The organism is Bacillus sp. JS (genome assembly GCF_000259365.1).
Classification (GTDB): Bacteria; Bacillota; Bacilli; order Bacillales; family Bacillaceae; genus Bacillus; species Bacillus stercoris.
In genome coordinates this window covers 988,369-1,012,064 of sequence record NC_017743.1, presented here as the reverse complement: position 1 = coordinate 1,012,064, position 23,696 = coordinate 988,369, and the positions used below count along the sequence as shown (strand labels likewise).

Below are 23,696 nucleotides of genomic sequence, written 5' to 3'. Positions count from 1 at the left end.
TTTTTATACAAAAAAGGCCCTTATCTAAACGATAAGAGCCTTCGGTGTTCCGATCAGCGCGACAGTTTTGAAAATTTGTACTGACCATGTTAATTCATACAATACCGACCTGTCAACTATATTTTGAAGATATTGACGCTTTATTAGATTATATCCACGCTTTTTCCTTATACACTCTTTTACCCTGACGCATAAGCTAGAGAAACTAGAATACGTGAGAAAGAGATGTGGGAGTGTGGAAAATACAAAACTGACCGGACGTATCGTCACACGGGATGATCCGGACTATAACGAAGCAAGAACCAATATTAACCTGAACTTAGAAAGGTATCCTGACATCATTGTGTTTTGCCAAAACAAACAAGATGCACTCAATGCGCTGAAATGGGCGCGTGAAAACCATGTGCCTTTCCGTATTAGAGGCGGCAGGCACAGCTATGAAAATTTCTCCCTTTTAAATAACGGTCTTGTTATTGATTTAAGCGAAATGAAAAAAATAACTGTAAATCAGGATAAAAAGCTTGCCTATATTGAAGCAGGCGCTGAATTGGGAGAAGTCTATCGGACTCTCTGGCAATACGGCCTGACGCTTCCCGCAGGCACCATTGCTAATGTAGGGCTCACAGGTTTAACTCTCGGAGGAGGTATTGGACTTTTAACAAGGGCTGCCGGTCTTACTTGTGACCGCCTCGTGAGTCTCGAGATGATAATAGCAGACGAAAAAGAGGGCGCTGATTTGGTTACAGTCAGCTCTTCAAACCATCCAGACTTATTTTGGGCGTCTCAGGGAGGCGGAGGCGGCAATTTCGGCATTGTCACCTCCATGACATTTCAAGCAGTGCCCATCTCTCAAGTGTCGATTTTTTCAATTACATGGGGCTGGGATGATTTTAAAGAAGTATTTAACACGTGGCAGCACTGGGCCCCCTATACAGATGACCGGCTTACCTCATCAATAGAGTTTTGGCCTAAAGAAGTAAACCGGATAGAGGCCCTCGGCCAATTTGTCGGTCCAAAAACAGAGTTAAAAAAACTGTTAAAGCCTTTATTGAAAGCAGGAAGCCCGACAAGCGGAATGGTAATCGCAATGCCCTTCATTGAAGCGGTAACCTTTTTTAACAGCCCGGGAGGCAATCAGCCTCAAAAAATGAAACGCTCCGGCTCTTTCATTGAAAAGCCATTATCAGAACGTGCGATTTCAACGATTAAACACTTTTTGGAGCACGCTCCGAATCAAAACGCCAGCGTCTGGCAGCAGTCGCTCGGCGGAGCAGCCGGACGGATCGCTCCAGACCAAACAGCATTTTATTATCGTGATGCAATCATTGCCCAGGAATACCTAACAAACTGGACATCCCCTGAAGAAAAAAGACAAAACGTCCGCTGGATTGAGAGGCTGAGAACATCCCTTTCGAGAGAAACGATGGGGGACTACGTAAATTGGCCAGATATCGAAATCAGAAACTGGCCAAGAACATATTACGGCGAAAATGTTGAACGACTCCGCCGTGTCAAAACGAAATATGATCCAGAAAATGTTTTCCGCTTTGAACAGAGTATTCCTCCGCTTCGACGTTCTCTGTTTTTCTAAAAAAATGAAGATGGAGCATTCTCCATCTTCATCTTTTTTATTGATATAAATTGCTTCCCGTATCGACAAATTCTTTTGCTTTTTCTTTTAATCCTCTATTTATGGCTTCTGCTTCACTGAGATCGTTTTTCTTCGCATAATCTCGAATATCCTGAGAAATTCTCATGCTGCAAAACTTTGGACCGCACATGGAACAGAAGTGAGCGGTTTTTGCTCCTTCAGCCGGCAGGGTTTCATCATGATATTCAAGCGCTCTCTCCGGATCAAGAGAGAGATTAAACTGATCCCGCCAGCGGAATTCAAAACGGGCTTTCGATAACGCATCATCGCGGATTTGCGCACCGGGATGCCCTTTTGCAAGGTCCGCAGCGTGCGCAGCGATCTTATATGTAATGACTCCTTCACGAACATCATCACGGTTTGGCAGCCCTAAATGCTCCTTCGGCGTTACATAACATAGCATTGCTGTCCCATACCAACCGATCATCGCCGCTCCGATCGCTGAAGTAATATGGTCATATCCAGGGGCAATATCCGTTGTCAACGGCCCTAATGTATAAAAAGGCGCTTCTTTACAAATGTCCATTTGTTTATCGACGTTCTCTTTGATTTTATGCATCGGAACATGTCCAGGACCCTCAATCATCACTTGAACATCATGCTTCCACGCGATTTGCGTCAGCTCTCCAAGCGTCTCTAATTCAGCAAACTGTGCTTCGTCATTAGCATCGGCGATTGATCCGGGACGCAGGCCATCCCCAAGAGAAAACGCAATATCATACGCTTTCATGATTTCACAGATCTCTTCAAAATGAGTGTATAAAAAGCTTTCTTGATGGTGAGCCAGACACCACTGTGCCATAATTGCGCCCCCGCGGGACACAATACCAGTTGTCCTTTTGGCAGTCAGCGGCACATACCTAAGCAAAACACCCGCGTGAATCGTAAAATAATCCACTCCCTGTTCTGCCTGCTCGATCAGCGTATCACGATAAATCTCCCACGTTAAATCCTCCGCTACACCGTTTACTTTTTCAAGCGCCTGATAAATCGGAACAGTTCCCACAGGCACAGGACAATTGCGAATAATCCATTCACGCGTCGTATGAATATCTTTTCCTGTAGAGAGATCCATCATTGTATCTGCTCCCCAGCGGATGGCCCACGTCATTTTTTCCACTTCCTCTTCAATGGATGACGTAACAGCTGAATTCCCGATATTCGCATTAATCTTCACATGAAAATTCCGGCCGATAATCATTGGCTCACTTTCAGGGTGATTAATGTTTGAAGGAATGATTGCCCGGCCGCTTGCCACCTCGTCTCTTACAAATTCGGGAGACACATGCTCTCGAATAGCGATAAACTCCATCTCAGGTGTAATGATTCCCTTTTTGGCATAGTGCATTTGGGTGACATTATGACCAGCCTTCGCCCTCAGCGGTTTCCGCTTTAGCCCTGGGTAGCTTACGTTTGGATTTGCTTTTTTATAACCATTATCTTCTGGTTTTATTGCACGACCTTCATATTCTTCCACATCACCGCGCTCTGTAATCCACTTTTGGCGGAGCGGCTTTAATCCTTCTTGAATATTAATAGTAACTTCGGGGTCCGTATACGGTCCGCTTGTATCATAGACACGCACAGGTGCGTTTTCCTCCTCGCCGAACGATCCCGTCGTCGGACTCAATGTAATCTCCCTCATCGGCACTTGGATGTCTGAAGAAGAACCCTCCACGTATACCTTTTTGCTGCCCGAAAAACTCGACATAATAGAAATGTTGGCTTGCTGCACTGAATTGTTTTGCATTACTTATCCTTCCCCTCTCTACGTTTGAAAGGACAAAATCAAGCCCATAACCAGCACAAAAAACCGGATTCATAAAAATGAACCCGGTTACAGTCAGAAAGAAACATATTATTGCCCAGCACGACAATAATAAAAACAATTCCTCTACTTCCCCACGCTGGTACGAACCAGATCAGGTCCAAAGGGTTAAGAAGCTTACCTTCTCTCTCAGCCCGAAAGCGGGCACCCCCAGTAACTATTGATTTCGGACTCATCTTAACATAAAACCAATCGAAAAAAAAGAGGAATATAGAAAATATTCAGCTAATTGAATCCAAATATGTGACGGGCAACGGGATTTCAGATATCCCATGTTCATCCCTCATCACCCGATATGCCTTTGCATCCGATCTTGAACTCACAGTCTGAAACAGCTGATCATTTATGAAATGGAGAGCCGCTCCATCGTCCGCCGCATAGCCATTGCACAAAAATTCGTTAGCTATCAGCAGGTGGTATGCCGGTCTCCGATCCTTTTCCCCGTCATAATGAGGACAAAAGCTCCCTTGCAAAAAACCTAAACTTTTCATACTTGTCAGCGGCCCGGTCGAATCTGTCACGCCTTCTTCAAACCAGCATATCGCACCTGCACTTAATCCAGCTAAAATCACTCCGTTCTTCCATGCCTCTCTGAGAATAAAGTCCAGCCCCCATTCCTTCCACAGCACAAGCATATTGCGCGTATTTCCCCCGCCAACATAGATCACGTCCTTTTCCATAACAAAAGAAGTTAAATCTGTTGACGGCGGCTTAAATAAGGATAAATGAGACGGCACACAATCCATTGTTTGAAACGCATGATAAAACCGCTGAATATAGTTTTGGGAATCTCCACTCGCGGTCGGCAAAAAACAAATACGAGGTGACTCCCGTTCCGATTGATTGAGGATATATTGATCGAGGGACAAATTTTCCGGCTCCATCGAAAAACCCCCGCCTCCCATCGCAATAATCTGTTTCATCATTACACTCCCCAACAAAATTTGTTGTTTATTATAGCATTTTGAATAGAAGCAAGAAACAAAGCAAAATACTTTCTTATCAGGAGCTGCTATAAAAACCAAAGGAGGTGGCTTGCTCATTGAGTCTTTATCCCGAAGACATTTTTGATTTGTTAACAACAATAAAAACCAGCATGAAAAAATACACTGTCGCAATAACAGAAGCCGAAAATCCCCACATCAGAAGAGCATTGCATGATCAATTAGATACCACTGTCCATCTCCATGATGAACTGTCAGATCTTCTGTTGGAAAAAGGGTGGCTTGGGTGAGCAATTTCAAATCGATTCGCTTTTATCTTGCAGCAAAGACCACAAAAAGAGACGGGATCTCAAAGATGAGATCCCGTCTCTTTTTTATTGCTCCACTCTTCTTAAAGCCTCGTTTACCGTTTCTTTTATAAACGCGTCTTCACCGCTTAATCGGTCTAAACTGAGATCGCCGTTTCTCAGCCTTTCGGAAATATGGTTTATATCCTCCTCTACTGTGATTTGGAGCTCACCAGCCAAAAACATTCTGTGTAATTCATCTGCAACCAAATTTTCTTTATTCACTTCCACCTACTCCTTTGTTTTCAATATTATTCTTAGTCTGCCCTTAGGCTTAGATGAATAATAGGAAAAAAGTATGAATCAAATGAATCTTTTTTCCTCCTTCTTGCGTATACCTGTTGAGAAAAAGAAAAAGGGGAAGATCAAACATGTCATTTTTTAAGAAACTTGCGGCAAGTGCCGGAATCGGAGCTGCAAAAGTCGATACAATTTTAGAGAAAGATGCATATTTTCCGGGAGAAGAAGTCCGGGGAACTGTACACGTCAAAGGCGGAAAAATCGCTCAGGACATCCGCTATATTGACTTACAGCTTAACACCAAGTACGTCATTGTAAAAGACGACGAAGAGCACCGGAAATACGCTACAATTCATTCTTTCCGGGTCACTGGTTCATTTGCCATTCAGCCTGGAGAAGAGCATCAATTTCCGTTCGCATTCACTCTGCCTCTAGATACGCCGATCACTGTAGGAAAAGTAGAGGTTGCCGTGGTGACAGACCTTGACATTCAAGGCGGTATCGACAAATCTGATCATGACCGCATTTTCGTTGAAGCGCACCCTTGGATTGAAAATGTCCTGGGAGCTATCGAAAACCTGGGCTTCCGTCTTAACGAAGCAGACTGCGAACAAGCACCCTACTTCCAGCGTCGCCTTCCGTTCGTTCAAGAATTCGAGTTCGTCCCGACTTCCGGATATTATCGTCAGATGCTTGATGAATTAGAGCTCATTTTCCTTTTAGACGAAGACGGTTTGGAAATCATTTTCGAAGTCGACCGCAGGGCAAGAGGACTGCGAGGATGGCTGGAAGAGATGTATTATGACGGAGAACAGCTTGTTCGTATCCGTTTCAGCCAATCAGAGCTTGAAGATGCAGAAGAGCTAGAAGAGGTACTAGAAGAGATCATAGACCAATACGCTGAGTAAGTAAAAAAAGGAGCTAAGGCTCCTTTTCTTCGATAAAATAAAAACCCGTTTCTAAATAAGAAACAGGTTCTTCAGTATACCGGTGGTCGGGGTCGAACCGACACTCCAGAAGGAACACGATTTTGAGTCGTGCGCGTCTGCCAATTCCGCCACACCGGCAAGTTTTTTACGTCGTATGTAACCGACGAATATAAATATATCATGGAACTCATAATGTGTCAACGTATTTCAAAAAAGTTTTTTTGGGAATATAAAATAGAAAGTGTTAAGAGAATCTCTATCATCGATTTCTCATAACTTAGCCAGTTATGAGAAATCAAAGCAATAAAAAAATGATCTACATAAGTAGATCATTTATAGATTAGTTATAATGATAAAACACAAACACCAATTCAACTTACCATGTAAGTAAAATTGGTGCCGAGGGCCGGACTTGAACCGGCACGGTAGTCACCTACCGCAGGATTTTAAGTCCTGTGTGTCTGCCAATTCCACCACCCCGGCAAAAGAAAGGCGACACCCGGATTCGAACCGGGGATAAAGGTTTTGCAGACCTCTGCCTTACCACTTGGCTATGCCGCCGTAATTGGAGCGGAAGACGGGATTCGAACCCGCGACCCCCACCTTGGCAAGGTGGTGTTCTACCACTGAACTACTTCCGCATTTTAAGGGACTTAATACATCATATGCAGTTGATATGAAAAGTGAAACTGGGCTAGCTGGATTCGAACCAACGCATGACGGAGTCAAAGTCCGTTGCCTTACCGCTTGGCTATAGCCCAATGATAATATGGGGCGATTGATGGGAATCGAACCCACGAGTGCCAGAGCCACAATCTGGTGCGTTAACCACTTCGCCACAACCGCCATAATCTCAAGATGTCATAAATTTGGCAGGGGCAGTAGGAATCGAACCCACACCGGAGGTTTTGGAGACCTCTGTTCTACCGTTAAACTATGCCCCTATAAATGGTGGAGGGGGGCAGATTCGAACTGCCGAACCCTGAGGGAGCGGATTTACAGTCCGCCGCGTTTAGCCACTTCGCTACCCCTCCACATTAAATTTTGAAAAACAGTGCCGGCAAGAGGACTTGAACCCCCAACCTACTGATTACAAGTCAGTTGCTCTACCAATTGAGCTACACCGGCATAGGTGGTGGCTCGGGACGGAATCGAACCGCCGACACACGGATTTTCAGTCCGTTGCTCTACCAACTGAGCTACCGAGCCTAAGTATTAAATGGCGGTCCGGACGGGACTCGAACCCGCGACCTCCTGCGTGACAGGCAGGCATTCTAACCAACTGAACTACCGGACCATTTTTAAATTTGGTTGCGGGGGCAGGATTTGAACCTGCGACCTTCGGGTTATGAGCCCGACGAGCTACCGAACTGCTCCACCCCGCGATAATAATGGTGGAGGATGACGGGCTCGAACCGCCGACCCTCTGCTTGTAAGGCAGATGCTCTCCCAGCTGAGCTAATCCTCCATCATATAATGACCCGTACGGGATTCGAACCCGTGTTACCGCCGTGAAAGGGCGGTGTCTTAACCGCTTGACCAACGGGCCCAGACTTTCAATTGTAATTATGTATAAGTATCAGTGGCGGAGAGCAAGGGATTCGAACCCTTGAGACGGAGTTGACCGCCTACACGATTTCCAATCGTGCTCCTTCGACCACTCGGACAGCTCTCCAATAATGGCTCCGCAGGTAGGATTCGAACCTACGACCGATCGGTTAACAGCCGATAGCTCTACCACTGAGCTACTGCGGAATGAAGTCTGCCTGGCGATGTCCTACTCTCACAGGGGGAAACCCCCGACTACCATCGGCGCTGAAGAGCTTAACTTCCGTGTTCGGTATGGGAACGGGTGTGACCTCTTCGCCGTCATCACCAGACAATTTCAGTGACATTTAACATTATACTATGTATTCTTGAGAAAATCAAGTGTTTTTTTGAAAAAACTTATTCTCTCAAAACTAGATAACAGGTGTAACATCATTCAAAATGTGGTTAAGTCCTCGATCGATTAGTATCTGTCAGCTCCATGTGTCGCCACACTTCCACCTCAGACCTATCAACCTGATCATCTTTCAGGGATCTTACTTCCTTGCGGAATGGGAAATCTCATCTTGAGGGGGGCTTCATGCTTAGATGCTTTCAGCACTTATCCCGTCCGCACATAGCTACCCAGCGATGCCCTTGGCAGAACAACTGGTACACCAGCGGTGCGTCCATCCCGGTCCTCTCGTACTAAGGACAGCTCCTCTCAAATTTCCTGCGCCCGCGACGGATAGGGACCGAACTGTCTCACGACGTTCTGAACCCAGCTCGCGTACCGCTTTAATGGGCGAACAGCCCAACCCTTGGGACCGACTACAGCCCCAGGATGCGATGAGCCGACATCGAGGTGCCAAACCTCCCCGTCGATGTGGACTCTTGGGGGAGATAAGCCTGTTATCCCCGGGGTAGCTTTTATCCGTTGAGCGATGGCCCTTCCATGCGGAACCACCGGATCACTAAGCCCGACTTTCGTCCCTGCTCGACTTGTAGGTCTCGCAGTCAAGCTCCCTTGTGCCTTTACACTCTGCGAATGATTTCCAACCATTCTGAGGGAACCTTTGGGCGCCTCCGTTACCTTTTAGGAGGCGACCGCCCCAGTCAAACTGCCCACCTGACACTGTCTCCCCGCCCGATAAGGGCGGCGGGTTAGAAGGTCAATACAGCCAGGGTAGTATCCCACCGATGCCTCCACCGAAGCTGGCGCTCCGGTTTCCAAGGCTCCTACCTATCCTGTACAAGCTGTACCAACATTCAATATCAGGCTGCAGTAAAGCTCCACGGGGTCTTTCCGTCCTGTCGCGGGTAACCTGCATCTTCACAGGTACTATAATTTCACCGAGTCTCTCGTTGAGACAGTGCCCAGATCGTTGCGCCTTTCGTGCGGGTCGGAACTTACCCGACAAGGAATTTCGCTACCTTAGGACCGTTATAGTTACGGCCGCCGTTTACTGGGGCTTCAATTCGCACCTTCGCTTACGCTAAGCGCTCCTCTTAACCTTCCAGCACCGGGCAGGCGTCAGCCCCTATACTTCGCCTTACGGCTTCGCAGAGACCTGTGTTTTTGCTAAACAGTCGCCTGGGCCTATTCACTGCGGCTCTCTCGGGCTTGCACCCTAACAGAGCACCCCTTCTCCCGAAGTTACGGGGTCATTTTGCCGAGTTCCTTAACGAGAGTTCTCTCGATCACCTTAGGATTCTCTCCTCGCCTACCTGTGTCGGTTTGCGGTACGGGCACCTCTCACCTCGCTAGAGGCTTTTCTTGGCAGTGTGGAATCAGGAACTTCGCTACTATATTTCGCTCGCCATCACAGCTCAGCCTTATGGGAAACGGATTTGCCTATTTCCCAGCCTAACTGCTTGGACGCGGATATCCAATACCGCGCTTACCCTATCCTCCTGCGTCCCCCCATTGCTCAAATGGTGAGGAGGTGGTACAGGAATATCAACCTGTTGTCCATCGCCTACGCCTTTCGGCCTCGGCTTAGGTCCCGACTAACCCTGAGCGGACGAGCCTTCCTCAGGAAACCTTAGGCATTCGGTGGAGGGGATTCTCACCCCTCTTTCGCTACTCATACCGGCATTCTCACTTCTAAGCGCTCCACCAGTCCTTCCGGTCTGGCTTCACAGCCCTTAGAACGCTCTCCTACCACTGTTCGAAGAACAGTCCGCAGCTTCGGTGATACGTTTAGCCCCGGTACATTTTCGGCGCAGAGTCACTCGACCAGTGAGCTATTACGCACTCTTTAAATGGTGGCTGCTTCTAAGCCAACATCCTGGTTGTCTAAGCAACTCCACATCCTTTTCCACTTAACGTATACTTTGGGACCTTAGCTGGCGGTCTGGGCTGTTTCCCTTTCGACTACGGATCTTATCACTCGCAGTCTGACTCCCAAGGATAAGTCATTGGCATTCGGAGTTTGACTGAATTCGGTAACCCGGTAGGGGCCCCTAGTCCAATCAGTGCTCTACCTCCAAGACTCTTACCTTGAGGCTAGCCCTAAAGCTATTTCGGAGAGAACCAGCTATCTCCAGGTTCGATTGGCATTTCACCCCTACCCACACCTCATCCCCGCACTTTTCAACGTGCGTGGGTTCGGGCCTCCATTCAGTGTTACCTGAACTTCACCCTGGACATGGGTAGATCACCTGGTTTCGGGTCTACGACCACGTACTCATGCGCCCTATTCAGACTCGCTTTCGCTGCGGCTCCGCATCTTCTGCTTAACCTTGCACGGGATCGTAACTCGCCGGTTCATTCTACAAAAGGCACGCCATCACCCGTTAACGGGCTCTGACTACTTGTAGGCACACGGTTTCAGGATCTCTTTCACTCCCCTTCCGGGGTGCTTTTCACCTTTCCCTCACGGTACTGGTTCACTATCGGTCACTAGGGAGTATTTAGCCTTGGGAGATGGTCCTCCCGGATTCCGACGGAATTTCACGTGTTCCGCCGTACTCAGGATCCACTCAGGAGAGAACGAAGTTTTGACTACAGGGCTGTTACCTCCTATGGCGGGCCTTTCCAGACCTCTTCATCTACCTCGTTCTTTTGTAACTCCGTACAGAGTGTCCTACAACCCCAAGAGGCAAGCCTCTTGGTTTGGGCTAATCCCGTTTCGCTCGCCGCTACTCAGGGAATCGCATTTGCTTTCTCTTCCTCCGGGTACTTAGATGTTTCAGTTCCCCGGGTCTGCCTTCTCATATCCTATGAATTCAGATATGGATACCACTCCATTACGAGTGGTGGGTTTCCCCATTCGGAAATCTCCGGATCAAAGCTTGCTTACAGCTCCCCGAAGCATATCGGTGTTCGTCCCGTCCTTCATCGGCTCCTAGTGCCAAGGCATCCACCGTGCGCCCTTTCTAACTTAACCGTTAAAAAGAATCACTATGTGATATCTTGTATTACTAATTGAATGTGATGTCTACTGTTATCTAGTTTTCAAAGAACACGTTTCGAAGGAATGATCCTTCAAAACTAAACAAGACAGGGAACGTTCTGTTTATAAGACCCAAGGTCTTATATTCCGTATAATATCCTTAGAAAGGAGGTGATCCAGCCGCACCTTCCGATACGGCTACCTTGTTACGACTTCACCCCAATCATCTGTCCCACCTTCGGCGGCTGGCTCCTAAAAGGTTACCTCACCGACTTCGGGTGTTACAAACTCTCGTGGTGTGACGGGCGGTGTGTACAAGGCCCGGGAACGTATTCACCGCGGCATGCTGATCCGCGATTACTAGCGATTCCAGCTTCACGCAGTCGAGTTGCAGACTGCGATCCGAACTGAGAACAGATTTGTGGGATTGGCTTAACCTCGCGGTTTCGCTGCCCTTTGTTCTGTCCATTGTAGCACGTGTGTAGCCCAGGTCATAAGGGGCATGATGATTTGACGTCATCCCCACCTTCCTCCGGTTTGTCACCGGCAGTCACCTTAGAGTGCCCAACTGAATGCTGGCAACTAAGATCAAGGGTTGCGCTCGTTGCGGGACTTAACCCAACATCTCACGACACGAGCTGACGACAACCATGCACCACCTGTCACTCTGCCCCCGAAGGGGACGTCCTATCTCTAGGATTGTCAGAGGATGTCAAGACCTGGTAAGGTTCTTCGCGTTGCTTCGAATTAAACCACATGCTCCACCGCTTGTGCGGGCCCCCGTCAATTCCTTTGAGTTTCAGTCTTGCGACCGTACTCCCCAGGCGGAGTGCTTAATGCGTTAGCTGCAGCACTAAGGGGCGGAAACCCCCTAACACTTAGCACTCATCGTTTACGGCGTGGACTACCAGGGTATCTAATCCTGTTCGCTCCCCACGCTTTCGCTCCTCAGCGTCAGTTACAGACCAGAGAGTCGCCTTCGCCACTGGTGTTCCTCCACATCTCTACGCATTTCACCGCTACACGTGGAATTCCACTCTCCTCTTCTGCACTCAAGTTCCCCAGTTTCCAATGACCCTCCCCGGTTGAGCCGGGGGCTTTCACATCAGACTTAAGAAACCGCCTGCGAGCCCTTTACGCCCAATAATTCCGGACAACGCTTGCCACCTACGTATTACCGCGGCTGCTGGCACGTAGTTAGCCGTGGCTTTCTGGTTAGGTACCGTCAAGGTACCGCCCTATTCGAACGGTACTTGTTCTTCCCTAACAACAGAGCTTTACGATCCGAAAACCTTCATCACTCACGCGGCGTTGCTCCGTCAGACTTTCGTCCATTGCGGAAGATTCCCTACTGCTGCCTCCCGTAGGAGTCTGGGCCGTGTCTCAGTCCCAGTGTGGCCGATCACCCTCTCAGGTCGGCTACGCATCGTTGCCTTGGTGAGCCATTACCTCACCAACTAGCTAATGCGCCGCGGGTCCATCTGTAAGTGGTAGCCGAAGCCACCTTTTATGTTTGAACCATGCGGTTCAAACAAGCATCCGGTATTAGCCCCGGTTTCCCGGAGTTATCCCAGTCTTACAGGCAGGTTACCCACGTGTTACTCACCCGTCCGCCGCTAACATCAGGGAGCAAGCTCCCATCTGTCCGCTCGACTTGCATGTATTAGGCACGCCGCCAGCGTTCGTCCTGAGCCAGGATCAAACTCTCCGATAAATGGATCACAGGTTAAGTTCACCGCATCCTGCGGCGACACCTGTGTGGCCTGCGTCGTACAGGCCCTAGTTTGACTGACTACGCACATCACTGTGCGATTTATAAAAATGAATTAACAGGTACGTTTTGTCTTGTTTAGTTTTCAAAGATCATTTTCACTTCTTGTTGAAGCGACTTTATCAATATAACATTTTGACTTTCTTTTGTCAAATGTTTTTTTGATTTATTTCCCCGCCGCTGTGAGCTTATTTTCTCAGAAGCGCATCAGCGACGTTTAATAATATAACACGGTCAAGAAACAGAGTCAACACCTTTTTTAAAAGAATATCCTCGATGATAGACAGCCTGTCCTTTCGTTTCTATTTGGCTGACGTTGATAAGTCCCTTTTCTGTCAAGTAATCAAGCATAACGCCAAGATCCTGTGTAAAGTGCTTTAGGTCATGATGTTGAAGAAGCTCACCGAATTGCCAAATGTCTTTTTCTTTCATTACTTCGAAAAGATGCGCCGAACCGATCTCTGCTTTAGAATGGATAAGAAAATCATTTGCTAAGAATAATAATTCTAGTCTTTTTTCCAAGCTCTCGTGACTTTCAATCAGCTCGGAATATAATTTGTACACTTGGGGCTCCATCTGGCGCACTTGGCTCCACACCGTGGTTTCGGGATGAAATCCTCTGTCGATTACTTCAATACGTGCTAAATGATGCAACGCATGAACAACGGCGTTGTAGGCATCTAAAAATTGATTGGCTTCAAAAAAAGCTTTTCCTTCAACATACCTTCTGATTAATTTGCCGTATTCAAGTCCGATCTTCAATTTACGTTCGGCAAACGGAAATGTATTCAGCCTGTCAATCAGTTCAGCAACGTATTCATTACGGTCAAACAAGATTCTGCCATTTACAATCCAATCTATGATTCTTCTATTTGTTCCGAGCAAAATCCATTCTTGAATCTGAGAATCTGTTACCACATGCAAAGAAGCTGTTTGATGATCGAATTCATAGTGCTTTATAAAAACTGGCTCATCAGCATCCTTTACAATCACCAGCAAAGCTGCGTCAAAGTTATCTGTTAAGGAAGATGTTTTGTTTCTTCTCTCAATCATAATGACAGCTAATGTATTGGGGTGACTTGCTCTTTCTTGGTAAATTGGGCGGAGAAGATTTTCCATCACTATTCCTCCAATGCAATTGTTCAAATTTTTTTATTCTCTATTTGATTCAATTCTATGGTTAAAACGAAATTCCTTTTTTCTAAACACATTGAACTATTATAAACAATTTCACAGCAAGTCTCCATAAGTAAATTCCAGTTCAACCGAAAACATGAAGAAAATCCCATCGGGTTTGTGCTATAGTTAAATCAGAGGGGGATGGACATGGCGAAATACTCCAGCAAAATTAATAAAATCAGAACATTCGCGTTAAGTTTGGTTTTCGTTGGGTTTATCATTATGTACATCGGGATCTTTTTCAAAGAGTCAGTTTTGCTTTCTAGTTTGTTTATGATACTTGGGCTTTTATCGATCGGTCTCAGCACGGTTGTTTACTTTTGGATTGGGATGCTTTCGACTAAAGCGGTTCGCGTCATTTGTCCAGGCTGTGATAAAGAGACAAAGGTTTTAGGAAGAGTCGATATGTGCATGCATTGCCGAGAGCCACTGACTTTAGATAAGGGATTAGAAGGAAAAGAATTTGATGAGTCTTATAATAAAAAGAAAATGTCGAAATAAAATAAGCTGACCGTTTCGTGCGGTCAGCTTATTTTTAATGATTTTCTTTTTTCGAACACTCTTGGCAGACGCCGTAAATTTCTAAACGGTGGTGGCTTACCTTGAAACCAGTGACGTGGGCAGCAAGCTGCTCAACTTCGTCAAGGCCCGGGTAATGGAAGTCCACAATTTTCCCGCAGTTTTCGCAAATCGCGTGATAGTGATCGGATGTGACAAAATCGAATCTGCTGGAAGCATCACCGTATGTGAGCTCTTTTACCAAACCCGATTCTCGGAACACACGCAAATTGTTATATACCGTCGCTACGCTCATGTTAGGAAATTTCCCTTCCAGAGCTTTATATATATCGTCCGCTGTTGGATGAGCCATAGAGTTAACGAGATATTCCAGAATCGCATGACGTTGAGGAGTAATGCGAACTCCGGTTTCCTTCAACGTTTCTAAGGCTTCTTTTAGTTCATGTGCAGCCATCCGTCATGCACCTCTCTTCTAAAAAAAATTCTTACATTGTAATGTTTATAATTAGTGTAACTCTTTCTACGATAATTTGTCAATTGATATCAGGGTAAAAGTAAGGCATATCATTTGAGGCTGATAGACGAATTTACTTTTCCGACATATCCTTGAGGGTTTGAAGCGCTTCGGCTACATGGTCTTTCACTTTTACCTTTCTCCATTCTTTAACGAGACGGCCTTCTTTATCAATTAAAAAAGTGGAGCGCTCGATTCCCATATATTCTTTTCCGAAGTTTTTCTTCAGCTTCCACACATCAAACGCTTCCGCCAGCTTATGCTCATCATCAACAAGAAGCAGAAATGGAAGATCATGCTTCTCTTTAAATTTTCCGTGTTTTTCCTGGCTGTCCGGGCTGACACCGATAATGACGGCATCCAGTTCACTGAAGCTTTCGTGATTGTCCCGAAAATCACAGGCTTCCGTTGTACACCCCGGTGTCATGTCCTTTGGATAAAAATAAAGCACGATATACTTTCCTTTATAATCCGATAATTTTACTGTTTCCCCATGATCGCCTTTTAACTCAAGATCAGGTGCTTTTTGTCCGATTTCTATAGTCATTACGTTACCTCCGGATGTTTTTTTATTAAGCGTATCCAATTCTTGTCCAGATTACAACCATCTCAGCTGCATCTGAAGCCCAAAGCCATTGTTCTTGTTCGGAAGCATGCTACAATAGAAAGGACGCATGGAGATATAGGAGGTTTTTATTCTTGCATACAAAATCAATTGAACTTCACAATGAGGCATTAGAGCACATTGTCGGCGGTGTAAACAGTCCGTCTAGATCATATAAAGCAGTCGGCGGCGGTTCTCCCGTTGCAATGGAGAAAGCAAGCGGCGCTTATTTTTGGGATGTGGACGGCAACAAATACATCGATTATTTAGCGGCGTATGGTCCGATTATTACAGGACATGCCCACCCGCATATTACAGAAGCGATTAAAAAAGCGGCAGAGAACGGTGTATTGTATGGAACACCGACGAAACATGAGGTTACATTTGCAAAGATGCTCAAAGAAGCTATTCCCGCTATGGACAAAGTAAGATTCGTCAATTCGGGAACAGAAGCCGTTATGACGACCATTCGCGTGGCCCGCGCATATACAGGCCGGACAAAAATCATTAAATTTGCAGGCTGCTATCACGGGCATTCGGACCTTGTGCTTGTCGCTGCAGGCTCCGGCCCGTCCACTCTCGGCACTCCGGACTCAGCCGGTGTACCAAAAAGCATTGCAAACGAAGTGATCACTGTTCCATTTAATGATATCGAAAGCTATAAAGAGGCTCTTGATAAATGGGGCAGTGAAATCGCGGCAGTTCTCGTTGAACCGATTGTCGGCAACTTCGGTATCGTTGAGCCAAAAGAAGGTTTCTTAGAAAAAGTAAATGAATTGACGCACAATGCAGGCGCTCTCGTTATTTACGATGAAGTCATTACGGCTTTCCGCTTTATGTATGGCGGCGCGCAGGATCTCTTACAGGTGAAACCGGATTTAACAGCGCTCGGAAAAATTATCGGCGGCGGACTTCCGATTGGCGCCTATGGCGGCAAAAAAGAAATCATGGAGCAGGTAGCTCCGCTAGGGCCTGCTTATCAGGCAGGAACAATGGCAGGGAACCCCGCTTCCATCCTATCAGGCATCGCTTGTCTGGAAGTGCTCAAAGAGGAAGGCGTGTATGAAAAGCTTGATCACCTTGGCGCAATGCTGGAAGAAGGCATTTTGCAGCACGCAAAAACACATGGCATCACAATTTCAGTCAACCGGTTAAAAGGCGCACTCACGGTTTATTTCTCTGATGAGAAAGTCGAAAATTATGAGCAGGCTGAACGGAGTGACGGTGAAACATTCGCTAAGTTTTTCAAACTGATGCTGGAACGCGGAGTTAATTTAGCACCTTCTAAGTATGAAGCCTGGTTTATCACGACAGCACATACAGAGCAGGATATTAAAGACACGCTTGAGGCGGTCGAGGATGCTTTTAAACATCTTAAAAACTAGAATTTGACACCTTGGACAGGAGCATTGAGCTCCTGTTTTTTTATGGATTCATATAACGTGTAAGATTTTGGTCTTTTTCTAGAAAAATAGCTTGAATATTTGTATCGATCCCTGTATATTACTTAATTGTTTAGCAAATAAACTAACCGGGAATTTTAAGGATTAGCCCATTTGCTATGTCACACAATTTACTATAGAAAGGAATGCACGCACAAACCAATGAAACTTGGTGCCCGCATTTTCAAAACCGGGATTGCGATTACACTTGCCCTTTATTTGGCTTCGTGGATCGGGCTTCCCGCGCCGATTTTCGCTGGAATTGCAGCGATATTTGCGATTCAGCCGTCGATTTACCGCTCTTTTCTCATTATTATTGACCAGGTTCAGGCAAATATCATCGGAGCTGTGATTGCCACAGTGTTCGGCCTTATTTTCGGACCCAGCCCGATTATGATCGGGTTAACAGCAGTTATTGTCATTACAATCATGCTGAAACTTAAAATTGAACATACAATTTCAATTGCTCTTGTAACAGTCATTGCGATATTAGAATCTGCCGGTGACGACTTTTTAATGTTCGCGCTGATCAGAACAAGCACAGTCATCTTAGGGGTGCTTTCTTCCTTTATCGTCAACCTTGTGTTTTTGCCTCCTAAGTACGAAACAAAGCTGATTCATAATACCGTCGAAAACACCGAAGAAATTATGAAGTGGATCAGATTGTCCATGCGGCAGTCGACAGAGCATTCGATTTTGAAAGAGGATATTGAAAAACTGAAAGAAAAAATGATCAAGCTTGATCAGACATATCTTCTATATAAAGAAGAAAGAAGTTACTTTAAGAAAACGACTTATGTGAAATCAAGAAAGCTTGTCCTGTTCAGACAGGCCATTATTACTGCAAACCGGGCGCTTGATACATTGAAGAAGCTGCATCGTCTGGAAAACGAGATCTATCATATGCCGGAAGAGTTTCAGGAAACACTGACTGAAGAGCTTGATTACCTGCTTTACTGGCATGAACTGATTTTAATGAGGTTTGTCGGCAAAATCAAGCCGCATGATGACGCGGATGAAGAAGGCATTCGATATAAGCAGCTTTTAACAAAGTCCTTTTTAAAAAATCAGCAAAATACGGATGAGGAGCTTATTGATTACAACATGCTCAATATTATGGCAAGCGCCGTAGAGTACCGCGAGCAGCTCGAACATTTAGAAACACTCATCACAAGTTTTCAAACGTATCATCCGAAAGACTGCGAAATAGAAACAGAAGAGTAACCCGGTTAAACAGCCGGGTTTTTTTATACAAAAAAATCTTATATCCTTCGTTAAAAGGATATAAGATTGATGTTTTAGTTCAAATTTTGAATGGTAAATAAGTGCTTGTACTGGCTGTCATAGTCCATGAGTTCATCATGGGTTCCGGTTTCAATGATTGTGCCGTTTTCCATGACGACAATCTTATCCGCATGTGTGATCGTCGATAACCGGTGTGCGACAACAAAAGTTGTTCTATCCTTCGCCAGTTTGTCCATCGCTTCTTGAATGTAATGCTCACTTTCCAAATCCAGAGCCGATGTCGCTTCATCTAAAATGAGGAGCGGCGGATTTTTCAGGAATACCCGCGCAATTGAGATCCGCTGCTTTTGTCCGCCTGAAAGCTTAACGCCTCGTTCTCCCACCCGGGTCTCATATCCTTCTGGAAAACCCATGATAAATTCATGGGCATTTGCAGCTTTGGCGGCTTCAATAATTTCTTCAAGAGTGGCATCAGGTTTGCCGATTGCGATATTCTCCCGAATCGTTTCACTAAATAGAAAGGTATCCTGCAGCACCATGCCAACCTGGTTACGAAGGCTTCGCGCTTCATAATCGCGTATATCCTTCCCATCAATCAGCAGTCTGCCGCTTGAAACATCATAAAATCTCGGGATCAGGCTGACGAGCGTTGATTTTCCTCCTCCGCTCATGCCGACGAGAGCTACAGTTTCCCCTCTATTTACTTTTAAAGAGACATCATGGAGAATGTTTTCTTTTTCCTTTTCATATTGAAACGAAACGTTTTGAAACTCCACTCCTCCGCGAATCTGATCGGCCTTTATCGCATTTGGTTTATCAGTGAGTTCATAGGGCTCGTCGATAAATTCAAACACCCTGTCCATTGATGCGATTGACTGTGTCAAGGTTGTAGAGGAATTGATCAGTCTTCTAACTGGGTTGTACATTCTGTCAATATATCCGACAAACGCGACCATTGTTCCGACTGTCAGCGGTCCATTAATGACAAAATAGCCGGCGCACGCAATGACGATGAGCGGCGCCAAATCTGTAATGGTATTAACGACCGCAAAGGTTTTGGCATTCCAATTCGTGTGGCTGATGGCCTTATCTAAGAAATGACCATTTTTCTCATTAAATTGAGCCTGTTCATGGTCTTCTATTGCAAAGCTCCTGATGACCGGCATGCCTTGAATGCGCTCGTGCAAATGCCCCTGTACTTGAGCTAGCGCCTGTGAGCGCTCCCTTGTGAGCTTTCGTAAACGGCCGTAAAAATACTTCACTGATATGCCGTATAATGGGAATAAAACGATAGAGATCAGTGTTAATTTTATGTCCAGCGTCAGCATGATAGAGATCACGATCAAAATCGTCAGCATATCTAGCCAAATATTCATCAGGCCTGTGATGACAAAATCCTTTGTTTGTTCTACATCATTAATCACTCGGGAAATGACTTCCCCTGTTCTTGTATTCGCGTAAAAACGAAGGCTGAGTTTCTGTATATGGTCAAACAGCTTGGCTCTTATGTCATAAAGCACCTTGCTGGCCGTCCACTGGGCAAAATATTGCCGATAATATTCAACAGGCGGGCGCAAAATTAAAAATAAGGCGAACATGATCGCCATAATCGTGAACAATGACGTTGTTTTGTCACTAGCCGTGCCGCCTCCTTGAATAATGTCGTCAACTACGTACTTCAGAAGCAATGGGAGAGCAAGCGGAATGGAGAATTTTACGATCCCGATTAACACTGTAACGAAAATTTGCTTCTTATAAGGTTTGACGAATTGCATGTAGCGTTTCATAACCCCCACGTTGATTCCCCCTCTCTCTTGATCATGATGTGTGTGAGCCCATGTGAAAAACCTGTTGTACCCCGCAACAGGTTTTTACGTAACCATTATTTTGTATAGCGCAAATACCGTTCATACCACATATCAACAAACTCGGGCGCAAACGGTCCCTGACGCTGGTGAATCCAATGGAGCAGCGTGTTTAAGTAGTCTCTTAATATACTGTCGATTTCTTTTGGATAATTCATGGCTTTCCGGTGATCATCATATTCGTCTTCATCAAGAATATTGTAGGTCATGTCAGGGAAAACCTTAACGTCTAAGTCATAATCGATATATTTAATTGCTTCGCCATCATAGGCAAACGGAGAACTGATGTTGCAATAATAATGAACCCCGTCTTCCCTCAGCATCCCGATGACATTAAACCATTGTCTTGCATGAAAATAACAGATTGCGGGCTCTCTGGTTATCCATGTCCGGCCGTCTGATTCGGTTACCATCGTCCGGTCATTGGCCCCGATGACACACATTTCTGTACTTTTTAAGATTGTTGTCTCATTCCAAATTCTATGAATCAGCCCGTTGTGCTTATAGCTGTGAATTTGAATGGTTTCTCCTTCCTTGGGATAGCCCATATTTCTCCCCTACTTTCTATAAAGCCCTACAGTTAGTATGTCCAAATTTGCTTACCGACAACGTCTTTTACCTATTATAACGTTACAATTTGAAAAATGAAAATAAAAGAGCCATTCCGGCCGGGGAATGGCACATTCCTGCACTACACAAAGGAAGACGGCTTTTCTGAGCTGCGATAAGAACGAATGACCTGCTCTGTCTGCTTTTGAAACATATCTTGTATATCGGCAAGGTGTTTCCGTTTTACCGCAATTTCAGCCTGAATCCCCCGCAGCCTTGCATCCCTTTCTAAATGTCGGAGTTCCGCTTCAATTTGTTTGCAGCGGTCGAGCTCTGATTGGAGATCGAGAAGCTTATCCATCGTTTTCATCTGTTCACTTACCAGCTTTTCAAATTCCGTCATCGGTTCCTCCTTCAGCCTGGTGAAAGTATAAACGTTTCCTCCTTTAATCATTTCGATCTCCATAAAGCAAACCCTTTGACTCATTCTGTAGACCTTCCACAAGTTTTGTCGTTTTTCAAACAGAAAAAAGCACTTCCACCCGAAGATGAAGTGCTTTTTTCTGTTTCAGTGATTAGCTGTTTTGTTGTTTGTTTTGTTCAGCAGATTGGTTTTGTTGTCTTACCTGCTGTGTGTCAGTTTCACTAGCGAATTCAGTGCCGAATTGACCTTGTTGGCCAGCTGATTGCTGGTTTTGTTTTCTAACTTGCTGAGCGTTTGTTTCGCTAGCAAATTCAGTGCCGAATTGACCTTGACCAGCAGCTGATTGTTGGTTTTGTTTTCTAACTTGTTGAGCGTTTGTTTTGCTGAAATTATTTGAGTTAGCCATTGTTATCACCTCCACGGTCATTAGAATGTGCAGGTGATCGTATAGCTATTCCTCTTTTTTAAAAATTTTTAAACGAGCAGTGAGCGTCCGCCGTCAACGATAATAGTCTGTCCGCGGATCATGTCAGCCTTGGAAGACACTAGAAACTCAACGGTATCAACCATGTCTTTAATTTCGACCATGCGGCCCGCCGGTGTGTTTTGGCGCGCATCCTCAAGCAAATCTTCTCTATTCGGGAAGTGTTTCAGCGCATCTGTGTCGATCGCTCCGCCTGAAACAGCATTGACGATAATTTGTTTTGGTGAAAGCTCAACCGCAAGATAACGTGTTAGAGCCTCTAACGCTGCTTTTGATACACCAACCGTAGTGTAGTTTTCAAGATAGCGGATAGAGCCTAATGAACTGATGCTGACAATATGCCCGCCTCCGTTCTTCTCCATTAGCTTGGCAGCTTCCTGAGCGCAGAAAAGCAATGCTTTCGCATTAATGTTCATCGTCCAGTCCCAGTGTGTTTCTTCTAGTTCCATGACAGGTCTCAGAACGCCTGAAGCGGCATTATTGACAAAAACATCAAGTCTGCCGAACGTTTCATCAATTTGCTGAAACATTTCTTTGATTTTTGCAGGCTGTCCTACGTTTGCTTTTACGACAAGCACTTTAACACCAAGCTTTTCGATTTCTTCTGCTGTTTCTAGTGCTGCTTTTTTGCTGCGGGCATAGTTAATGACGATGTTATAGCCATTCTCAGCAAGTCTGATCGCGGCCGCTTTTCCGACACCGCGGCTGCTTCCTGTTACGAGTGCACATTTATTTTGTTCCATTTTTCCTCATCTCCTTGTAGCGTATAGTTCTTTTATTTCCACAAACAATAATGGCAAGAACTTTAAAGGGGGTCTTCTGTTATGTATGTCGGACGTGATATGAGCGAATTGAGCATGGTTTCCAAAAAAGATTGGAAGAACAGTGAACTCGCTTATTTTCATCATGCCTTTCAGCAAATTATGCCTTACTTGAACGAAGAAGGCCAATCAAAATACCGGGAATTAACGCAAGAAATTGAAGCGCGCGGCGGAATGAAGCGCAATGAAGCGGACTACAGCCACGGCACGCGCGTCTCTTACGATTAAGAATGGTTTACGGAGCAGCCGAGTATGAGGCTGCTTCCACTGCCATCTTCCAGATTTTTTGATGTGACACCGGGAACGCAAATTGTTCGAGCTCTTCTTTCGTTACTTTTTTCAGCTCGGCAGTATCCGACACTTGTTTTACTTTACCGAAAAACACAGAAATATTCCATACCAGGTGGGTGAAAACGTGCTCGACTACACCTTGCAGATCACTGATATCAGCTTGTATCCCATATTCGTTTTCTAGAAATGCAATGAGCTGTTCACGCTCAGTTTTGATCCCTTTTTGGGTTTCAAGATTAGGGAATTCCCATAGGTTGGCGAGCAAACCTTTAGACGGCCGTTTGTGGATATACACTTGTCCGTCTTCATCGGTCAGTACGATTGCAGCCATTGTTTTGATCCCGGGCTTTTTCTTTTTGCTTTTGACCGGAAGCTCCCGTTCAGTGCCTTCTTCAAATGCTGAGCAATGCTGCTGAACCGGGCATAGCAGGCATGAAGGTGATTTTGGCGTACAGATCAAGGCTCCAAGCTCCATCAAGCCCTGATTAAATTCTGAAGGTTTTTCTTTAGAAATAAAAGCTCGTATAGCGTCTTCAAAGATCGTTCTTGTTTTTGGTTTGGCAATATCATCCCAAATAGAAAGAATTCTGGACATGACACGCATCACATTTCCGTCAACCGCGGGAATGGGTTTATTGTAGGCTATACTGAGCACCGCTCCCTTTGTATAAGGGCCGACGCCTTTTAACCCGCCAAATTCTTTCTCGTTTGGAGGGACAATGCCGCCGTATTCCTGTTTTACTTCTTTTACTGCGCTTTGCAGGTTTCTGACTCGGGAATAATAGCCGAGTCCTTCCCATGCTTTCAGCACCTTTTCTTCATCTGCATCAGCGAGCGCTTCCACTGTCGGGAATTGTTCCACAAATCGCAGAAAGTAAGGAATCACAGTCTCTACTCTCGTTTGCTGCAGCATGACTTCAGATACCCACACTTTATACGGATCTTGGTCCTCTCTCCACGGAAGAACGCGTTGCTCTCTTTCAAACCATGTGATTAAATCATCGCGAAATTGCTGTATGTCTTTTTGTTTTAATTTGTCTTCAAGTACGTTCATATGTGTTTCTCCCCAGTCTTTCGCGCCCCGCTTTTCTTTAGACTGTTTTTTGTTGTACACTAAGGGCACA

At 45.5% G+C, this 23,696-nt stretch carries 18 protein-coding genes, 16 tRNA genes, 3 rRNA genes, 1 pseudogene and 1 riboswitch; of the genes and pseudogenes, 7 read left to right on the top strand and 31 right to left on the bottom strand.

The features are described 5' to 3' along the window. Positions 1 to 235 precede the first annotated feature (235 nt). The gene (locus tag MY9_RS05035) at positions 236 to 1,591 is read left to right on the top strand and encodes an FAD-binding oxidoreductase (RefSeq protein ID WP_014663290.1); all 1,356 of its coding nucleotides are present in this window, start codon (positions 236 to 238) and stop codon (positions 1,589 to 1,591) included. Positions 1,592 to 1,628: 37 nt separating this feature from the next. On the opposite strand, the gene thiC is transcribed toward MY9_RS05035, so the two are convergent. After that, positions 1,629 to 3,401 carry a phosphomethylpyrimidine synthase ThiC gene (gene thiC / locus MY9_RS05030; protein WP_014663289.1) on the bottom strand — a complete coding sequence of 591 codons (1,773 nt, stop codon included), beginning with the start codon at positions 3,399 to 3,401 and terminating at the stop codon, positions 1,629 to 1,631. Positions 3,402 to 3,533: 132 nt separating this feature from the next. After that, a riboswitch (TPP riboswitch) is annotated at positions 3,534 to 3,641 on the bottom strand. A 59-nt stretch (positions 3,642 to 3,700) separates the two neighbouring features. Next, complete coding sequence (locus tag MY9_RS05025) at positions 3,701 to 4,402, bottom strand: Type 1 glutamine amidotransferase-like domain-containing protein (RefSeq protein WP_041521272.1); 702 nt, start codon at positions 4,400 to 4,402, stop codon at positions 3,701 to 3,703. A 41-nt stretch (positions 4,403 to 4,443) separates the two neighbouring features. On the opposite strand from MY9_RS05025, the pseudogene MY9_RS21855 reads away from it, so the two are divergent. Further along, positions 4,444 to 4,713: pseudogene (locus MY9_RS21855) on the top strand (spore coat protein). Between the two features lie 84 nt (positions 4,714 to 4,797). On the opposite strand, the gene MY9_RS05015 reads toward MY9_RS21855, so the two are convergent. Further along, positions 4,798 to 5,001: a hypothetical protein gene (locus MY9_RS05015; RefSeq protein ID WP_014663285.1), complete on the bottom strand. Its 204-nt coding sequence runs from the start codon at positions 4,999 to 5,001 to the stop codon at positions 4,798 to 4,800. Positions 5,002 to 5,141: 140 nt separating this feature from the next. Here MY9_RS05015 and spo0M point away from each other — a divergent pair, with 140 nt between their 5' ends. Further along, entirely contained in the window at positions 5,142 to 5,918 is a 777-nt protein-coding gene (gene spo0M / locus MY9_RS05010) for a sporulation control protein Spo0M (RefSeq protein WP_014663284.1), read from the top strand. A gap of 77 nt (positions 5,919 to 5,995) precedes the next feature. Here the strand turns inward: spo0M and MY9_RS05005 are convergent. The 20 genes from MY9_RS05005 to MY9_RS04905 form a co-directional block, all read right to left on the bottom strand. Further along, positions 5,996 to 6,077, bottom strand: a tRNA-Leu gene (locus tag MY9_RS05005). Positions 6,078 to 6,333: 256 nt separating this feature from the next. Beyond that, positions 6,334 to 6,422 (bottom strand) — tRNA-Leu (locus MY9_RS05000). A 7-nt stretch (positions 6,423 to 6,429) separates the two neighbouring features. Next, positions 6,430 to 6,500, bottom strand: a tRNA-Cys gene (locus MY9_RS04995). 5 nt (positions 6,501 to 6,505) lie between these two features. Next, positions 6,506 to 6,580: transfer RNA gene (locus MY9_RS04990), tRNA-Gly, on the bottom strand. Positions 6,581 to 6,628: 48 nt separating this feature from the next. Then, positions 6,629 to 6,700, bottom strand: a tRNA-Gln gene (locus MY9_RS04985). A gap of 9 nt (positions 6,701 to 6,709) precedes the next feature. Continuing rightward, a tRNA-His gene (locus tag MY9_RS04980) sits at positions 6,710 to 6,785 on the bottom strand. 24 nt (positions 6,786 to 6,809) lie between these two features. Further along, a tRNA-Trp gene (locus tag MY9_RS04975) sits at positions 6,810 to 6,883 on the bottom strand. Positions 6,884 to 6,888: 5 nt separating this feature from the next. Continuing rightward, positions 6,889 to 6,973, bottom strand: a tRNA-Tyr gene (locus tag MY9_RS04970). 21 nt (positions 6,974 to 6,994) lie between these two features. Continuing rightward, positions 6,995 to 7,067 (bottom strand) — tRNA-Thr (locus tag MY9_RS04965). 5 nt (positions 7,068 to 7,072) lie between these two features. Beyond that, positions 7,073 to 7,148: transfer RNA gene (locus MY9_RS04960), tRNA-Phe, on the bottom strand. Between the two features lie 11 nt (positions 7,149 to 7,159). Beyond that, positions 7,160 to 7,236, bottom strand: a tRNA-Asp gene (locus MY9_RS04955). A gap of 11 nt (positions 7,237 to 7,247) precedes the next feature. Beyond that, a tRNA-Met gene (locus tag MY9_RS04950) sits at positions 7,248 to 7,324 on the bottom strand. A gap of 7 nt (positions 7,325 to 7,331) precedes the next feature. Continuing rightward, a tRNA-Val gene (locus MY9_RS04945) sits at positions 7,332 to 7,407 on the bottom strand. A 9-nt stretch (positions 7,408 to 7,416) separates the two neighbouring features. Then, a tRNA-Glu gene (locus tag MY9_RS04940) sits at positions 7,417 to 7,488 on the bottom strand. Between the two features lie 34 nt (positions 7,489 to 7,522). After that, a tRNA-Ser gene (locus MY9_RS04935) sits at positions 7,523 to 7,614 on the bottom strand. A gap of 5 nt (positions 7,615 to 7,619) precedes the next feature. Further along, a tRNA-Asn gene (locus MY9_RS04930) sits at positions 7,620 to 7,694 on the bottom strand. Between the two features lie 9 nt (positions 7,695 to 7,703). Then, positions 7,704 to 7,819 (bottom strand): 5S ribosomal RNA (rrf, locus tag MY9_RS04925). Positions 7,820 to 7,930: 111 nt separating this feature from the next. Then, positions 7,931 to 10,858 (bottom strand): 23S ribosomal RNA (locus tag MY9_RS04920). A 170-nt stretch (positions 10,859 to 11,028) separates the two neighbouring features. Continuing rightward, positions 11,029 to 12,578: ribosomal RNA gene (locus tag MY9_RS04915) — 16S ribosomal RNA — on the bottom strand. Together the 16S, 23S and 5S rRNA genes with 16 tRNA genes alongside form the textbook arrangement of a ribosomal RNA operon. Before the next feature lie 291 nt (positions 12,579 to 12,869). Continuing rightward, positions 12,870 to 13,754: a nucleotidyltransferase-like protein gene (locus MY9_RS04905; RefSeq protein WP_014663283.1), complete on the bottom strand. Its 885-nt coding sequence runs from the start codon at positions 13,752 to 13,754 to the stop codon at positions 12,870 to 12,872. A gap of 207 nt (positions 13,755 to 13,961) precedes the next feature. Between MY9_RS04905 and MY9_RS04900 the strand changes: the two genes are divergently transcribed. Continuing rightward, on the top strand, positions 13,962 to 14,315 hold the full coding sequence (locus MY9_RS04900) for a YgzB family protein (RefSeq protein WP_014479226.1): 354 nt from the start codon (positions 13,962 to 13,964) through the stop codon (positions 14,313 to 14,315). A 34-nt stretch (positions 14,316 to 14,349) separates the two neighbouring features. Here the strand turns inward: MY9_RS04900 and perR are convergent, their stop codons facing one another. Both perR and bcp read right to left on the bottom strand, forming a co-directional pair. After that, entirely contained in the window at positions 14,350 to 14,787 is a 438-nt protein-coding gene (gene perR, locus MY9_RS04895; protein WP_003223285.1) for a peroxide-responsive transcriptional repressor PerR, read from the bottom strand. Between the two features lie 133 nt (positions 14,788 to 14,920). Next, positions 14,921 to 15,394, bottom strand: a complete 474-nt coding sequence (gene bcp / locus MY9_RS04890) for a thioredoxin-dependent thiol peroxidase (RefSeq protein ID WP_014663282.1) — start codon at positions 15,392 to 15,394, stop codon at positions 14,921 to 14,923. Between the two features lie 152 nt (positions 15,395 to 15,546). On the opposite strand from bcp, the gene MY9_RS04885 reads away from it, so the two are divergent. Together MY9_RS04885 and MY9_RS04880 are read left to right on the top strand one after the other, a co-directional pair. Beyond that, complete coding sequence (locus MY9_RS04885) at positions 15,547 to 16,836, top strand: glutamate-1-semialdehyde 2,1-aminomutase (RefSeq protein WP_041521271.1); 1,290 nt, start codon at positions 15,547 to 15,549, stop codon at positions 16,834 to 16,836. Positions 16,837 to 17,055: 219 nt separating this feature from the next. After that, on the top strand, positions 17,056 to 18,117 hold the full coding sequence (locus tag MY9_RS04880; RefSeq protein ID WP_014663280.1) for an aromatic acid exporter family protein: 1,062 nt from the start codon (positions 17,056 to 17,058) through the stop codon (positions 18,115 to 18,117). A gap of 74 nt (positions 18,118 to 18,191) precedes the next feature. Here the strand turns inward: MY9_RS04880 and MY9_RS04875 are convergent, their stop codons facing one another. From MY9_RS04875 to fabL, 5 genes are all read right to left on the bottom strand, one after another. Next, the gene (locus tag MY9_RS04875; RefSeq protein WP_014663279.1) at positions 18,192 to 19,934 is read right to left on the bottom strand and encodes an ABC transporter ATP-binding protein; all 1,743 of its coding nucleotides are present in this window, start codon (positions 19,932 to 19,934) and stop codon (positions 18,192 to 18,194) included. Between the two features lie 86 nt (positions 19,935 to 20,020). Next, positions 20,021 to 20,551 (bottom strand): nucleoside tri-diphosphate phosphatase, encoded by a 531-nt coding sequence (gene ntdP / locus MY9_RS04870; protein ID WP_003223272.1) that lies wholly within the window; start codon positions 20,549 to 20,551, stop codon positions 20,021 to 20,023. Positions 20,552 to 20,694: 143 nt separating this feature from the next. Beyond that, positions 20,695 to 20,955 carry a YgaB family protein gene (locus tag MY9_RS04865; RefSeq protein WP_003242708.1) on the bottom strand — a complete coding sequence of 87 codons (261 nt, stop codon included), beginning with the start codon at positions 20,953 to 20,955 and terminating at the stop codon, positions 20,695 to 20,697. A gap of 172 nt (positions 20,956 to 21,127) precedes the next feature. Next, positions 21,128 to 21,382 (bottom strand): gamma type acid-soluble spore protein SspE, encoded by a 255-nt coding sequence (gene sspE / locus MY9_RS04860; RefSeq protein ID WP_014663277.1) that lies wholly within the window; start codon positions 21,380 to 21,382, stop codon positions 21,128 to 21,130. 68 nt (positions 21,383 to 21,450) lie between these two features. After that, positions 21,451 to 22,203, bottom strand: coding sequence for an enoyl-[acyl-carrier-protein] reductase FabL (gene fabL / locus MY9_RS04855; protein ID WP_003223262.1), 753 nt, complete (start codon positions 22,201 to 22,203; stop codon positions 21,451 to 21,453). Between the two features lie 81 nt (positions 22,204 to 22,284). On the opposite strand from fabL, the gene MY9_RS04850 reads away from it, so the two are divergent. Further along, a complete protein-coding gene (locus tag MY9_RS04850) occupies positions 22,285 to 22,509 on the top strand; it encodes a hypothetical protein (protein ID WP_014663276.1) in 225 nt (74 codons plus the stop codon). A gap of 7 nt (positions 22,510 to 22,516) precedes the next feature. On the opposite strand, the gene mutY is transcribed toward MY9_RS04850, so the two are convergent. Continuing rightward, positions 22,517 to 23,626, bottom strand: a complete 1,110-nt coding sequence (gene mutY / locus MY9_RS04845; protein ID WP_040083669.1) for an A/G-specific adenine glycosylase — start codon at positions 23,624 to 23,626, stop codon at positions 22,517 to 22,519. Between the last annotated feature and the right edge of the window lie 70 nt (positions 23,627 to 23,696).